Source organism: Streptomyces sp. NPDC059355 (assembly GCF_042752335.1).
In the GTDB taxonomy this organism is placed as follows: Bacteria; Actinomycetota; Actinomycetes; order Streptomycetales; family Streptomycetaceae; genus Streptomyces.
Window position 1 is genome coordinate 1 of sequence record NZ_JBHYXN010000091.1, and the last position, 3910, is coordinate 3910.

Consider the following 3910-nt stretch of genomic DNA (forward strand, 5'->3'; position numbering starts at 1 on the left):
GTCGTCTCCACCCGCGCTGCCTGTCGCCTGTGTGGGGAGGGCCGGTCCTGCTTCGGGAGCCGGGCCTGCAGGCTTCGGCTGCTCGGCAGCAGCCGAACTGCCACGCGGCTTGCGGGGGGCCTTAACCGGGTTAAGAGCCTTCTCCGCTTCCGCGTGCTGCTGATCAGCCGGAAGGCGCCCGATCCGACGAGCATGCTTCACCGGCAGGTCTCCAGAGTCGACCTTCGCCTGGAGTTCTGCAGGCAGCCCCAGGAGAGCCAGGCGCTGGGAGACCCACGCCTCCGACTTCTGCAGGCGCCGCGCCACCTTCCCTTGCGATCCATGCTTCGCCACAAGTCCCTGAATGGACCGAGCCTGGTCCAATGCCGGCACGTCCACGCGGTGGATGTTCGCGATGAGGGCTGACTCGAGGATGTCCTCGGCGCTGGTGGCCAGAGCATCGTTGACGTCGATACGCAGCTCGGCAAGGCCAGCCACCCGCGCTGCGGCCAGGCGGCGGTTTCCGTCGATGACGACGTATGCGGCGTCGCCGATGATCTCGGCCTGATCGCCGTGGACCGCGAGGAACGCCGCGGTTCGAACCACGGCGACGGGCTGGAGCTGGCCTCGTTCGCGAAGGGACTCGGCCGTCTCCTCGACGTCCGTGAGCTCCTCACGGGGGTTGAACGGATTGTGCGCCAGGTCCGACAGCGGCACAGCCGCGGGCGGGCGCTTGCCTTCGCCAGCCATGATCTGCTGGCGCGTGCGGATGCGGCGGGGCGCAGAGCTGGACTCCGTCCCCTCGTCGTCGATGCTGAAGCCGCGGGTCACTCGCTGCGTGGGGGGCGTCATACCGCCAGCTCCTTCGCCAGGTCGCGCATGACCTGCGCGTGCTCACTATCGGGTGCGTACTCAAGCAGGGGAATCTCACCGTCTGCGGCTTCGCGCCCTTCCTTCAGGTCACCGATCACGGCCAGGACGCCCGGAGAGCTGCTCTGCTCCCACTGCTCCTTGTTCTCCTTCACGAGCTTCCCGCGCCGGCTGTCGTAGGCGTTGACGATCAGGCCGAGGTAGTCGACCTGGATGCGGCCCTTCCGGCAGAGGTCTTCCTTCTGGGCCTTCAACAGCCGGAACGCCCTGTGCGAGGCGCGGTTGGCCCAGACGGGGGTGATGACACCGGACCGGTCGGCCAGTTCACCTTCGCGCCGGCGTACGTAGTACAGCGCGGTGTCCATGTTGAGGCCGAGGCTGGGAGGGCCGTCGATGATGATGACGTCGTAGTCCGCCTCCAGCGGTTCGAGCGCCCGCTCCAGTGCGGCTTCGGAGAAGCTGACTTTGGAGAGGGCGACATCGCGCAGGAATGCGTCGTCGGAGGCGGGGAGCAGGTGGAGTCGCTCGCCGAAGCGCTCGCCATCCAGGGCGACGAGCAGGTCGCGGATGTCGCCGCGGGCGGTGCCGTCCATGTGCATCATCAGGGTCTCGACGCCGTCCTCGTACATGAGGTCTTCGAAGCCCAGTTCAGCCGTCAGGTGGCCCTGCGGGTCGTAGTCGACGATAAGGACCCGGTGGCCGGCTTCAGCCAGTGCCTGTGCGATCCCGGAGGAGATGAACGTCTTGCCGACGCCGCCCTTCTGGTTGGCCACTATGACCCGCACGACGGGCTGAGCGACCAGAGGAGTGGTGGGGGAGGGGTGGGTGTGGAGCCGGAGCGTCAGAGCCTGGGCAAGCCCCTGAACGTAGGTCACACCGCGCTCGTTGCACGCCGACTTGAAGTTGTCCGGCTCGCCGACGGGCAAGAAGGTGCCCCACGTCTTTGCGCCATCGGTCTTGACCTCAGCCAAGTTGTCGGCCGCGTACCAGGCGTTGATCGCGTGCTCGGTTGCGTCCTGGATGTCCATTCCATGCTCGAAAGCGCGGATTTTCAGGTGTCTACGTAGCTGGGGAGTGAGAGCAGTAATTAGCTTCTCTCGCTCTCCTCGGGGGCTAGGGATGCTCATGTGGCCGAACATTACTAGGTCCGCGTCCGATGGGGACGGACCCGCTCCGATTGCTGTCGAAGTTGTAGGGCACGACGCAGAGTAGGGAGCACCCTTAACCCGGTTAAGGGTCCAGGGCGGGGAGCTATCCCAAATGCCAGACAACCAGGCGCCGACACACACGGGATAGAGGGTGTCCCTGGTGGGGAGCTGTACCGCTGGCGAACAGCCGACTCACAGGAGGGGACAGCATGGGAACGGGCACGGTGGTACTGGTGGTGTTAGCCGTCTTGGGCGTGGGGACCGTGGTCGGGATTCTGGCGCGGGCCGGACGTCGAGAGGCTGAGGCGGAGAAGGCCCGACTCAAGGAGCAGGCACGGGTTCAGGCCCTGCGGTCGCTGGAATCCATCTGGGCCACGAGCCCTCTGGAGTTCGAGGAGTACATCGCCGAACTCTGCCGCCGAGACGGCTGCACCGGAGTGCTCCGCGTCGGTGCAGCAAACGACCTGGGCGCCGACGTGACGGGTCGGCTGCCGGAAGCTCGTAGTGCAGTGCAAGCGCTACGCGAAACACCGCACCGTCGGTAGCCCGGACCTCCAGAAGGTCAACGGCACCGCACGCAGCGAACCACGGAGCAGACGTCCCGCTCTTCGTCGCCTCGTGCAAGTTCACCAAGCAGGCGCGAGCCTTCGCAGCCCGCCACGGCCTGGTCCTCGTGGACGTCGACCTCCTCGGCTTCTGGAACAGTGGCACCGCCCTGACCGCGCTCCTGGACCTGGATATCGGCCGGTCCGGCACCAACCAGAAACTCGCCCCGGACAACTGAGTTCTTAGCGCTCAGCGGTCAGCGTCGATGCCCTTCCAGCCGTTCCCGAGCCCGCGGCGCCGGGGTCGCGACGGTCCGGCAGCGGGCGCAGGGCGGGCGTTCAGTGCACCGGTCACCTGCGCGGTCACCGTCGGGGAGAGGCCGGCGGTGACCTGTCCGGAGGCGAGGACGCGGGCGTACGTCCCCGGCCCATAGGCGGCCAGCGCCACCGCGAGCGCGGCTGCGGCTGTCTCGGCCGGCCCTGCGCCCCAGTGGAGTTCGTCCTCGAGGGCGGGCGGCTGGTGGGGGAGTGCGCGGCGGGCGGCGAGGAGTACGGCGAGGGCCTGGGCGTGGGCCGCGTCCAGGGTGACGGTCAGCAGAGCGGGGCCGAGCTGGTAGACCCGGTGGCCGGTGAGGCTGTGTGCAGTGAGTGCCCGCCGCAGCCCGGTGCTCAGCACGGCCGGGTCCGTCGCGGCGTCGGGGCCCGTTAGCGTTGCTTTCCGGACAAGGGAGGTGATCCGGTGACACCAGAAGATCCCGGGATCGAACCGCACGACGCCACCGCCATCACCGCGTTCGAGAACGCGCTGCAGGAGTTCACGGACGAGCTGAACCGGCTTCACATCAACCACGGCGCACCGTCCTACGCGACGATCGCCGCTGCCTCGGTCAGGCCGAGGCTGACCAAGGCCGGTCTCAACGAGATGCTGGCCGGCAAGCGGTTCACCTCGCGGGAGGCCCTGCTCGAGTTCGTCCGGGTCCTCACCACTCCCGGGGACCTGGATCCGACCGCTGCTGCCGAGTTCAAGGCCGCTTCCGAACTCGCGAGTATCTGGCGCAGCCGCTGGCAGGTGGTGAAGCTGCTCCAGCGCCAGGCCCAGCCGGCAAACAGACGGGTCCGCGCCACCGTGCGGCAGACCCTCGACGACGCCACCAAGGAAGCCGAAGCCGTCCGCAAGGACGCCCACGCGGAAGCCGACCGCATCCGCACGAGCGCGGAAGCCGACGCCGCACAAGTCCGCGCCCAGGCCCGGCACGACGCTGACGAGCTGATAGAGAGCGCCCGCCGCACGGCCGCTCAAGCAGACGGGACGCCCCCGCGAGAAGAAGCCGGCCCGAACACTCGCGTCGGCGCTGCGGAATCCGGCGG

The 3910-nt window shown here is 68.2% G+C and carries 4 protein-coding genes and 1 pseudogene; 2 read left to right on the top strand and 3 right to left on the bottom strand.

Annotated elements, in window-relative coordinates:
• Together ACFXGI_RS38435 and ACFXGI_RS38440 are read right to left on the bottom strand one after the other, a co-directional pair.
• Positions 1-831, bottom strand: an 831-nt coding sequence (locus tag ACFXGI_RS38435; protein ID WP_384717665.1) for a ParB/RepB/Spo0J family partition protein, incomplete at its 3' end; no start/stop codon positions are given.
• On the bottom strand, positions 828-1976 hold the full coding sequence (locus ACFXGI_RS38440) for a ParA family protein (protein WP_384717668.1): 1149 nt from the start codon (positions 1974-1976) through the stop codon (positions 828-830). The genes ACFXGI_RS38440 and ACFXGI_RS38435, both read right to left, overlap by 4 nt.
• Positions 1977-2206: 230 nt before the next feature.
• Between ACFXGI_RS38440 and ACFXGI_RS38445 the strand changes: the two genes are divergently transcribed.
• The gene (locus ACFXGI_RS38445; protein WP_384717671.1) at positions 2207-2542 is read left to right on the top strand and encodes a restriction endonuclease; all 336 of its coding nucleotides are present in this window, start codon (positions 2207-2209) and stop codon (positions 2540-2542) included.
• Between the two features lie 250 nt (positions 2543-2792).
• Here the strand turns inward: ACFXGI_RS38445 and ACFXGI_RS38450 are convergent, their stop codons facing one another.
• Entirely contained in the window at positions 2793-3218 is a 426-nt protein-coding gene (locus ACFXGI_RS38450; RefSeq protein ID WP_384717674.1) for a hypothetical protein, read from the bottom strand.
• A 63-nt stretch (positions 3219-3281) separates the two neighbouring features.
• On the opposite strand from ACFXGI_RS38450, the pseudogene ACFXGI_RS38455 reads away from it, so the two are divergent.
• Positions 3282-3910 (top strand): annotated as a pseudogene (locus ACFXGI_RS38455) (hypothetical protein); the annotation flags it as partial.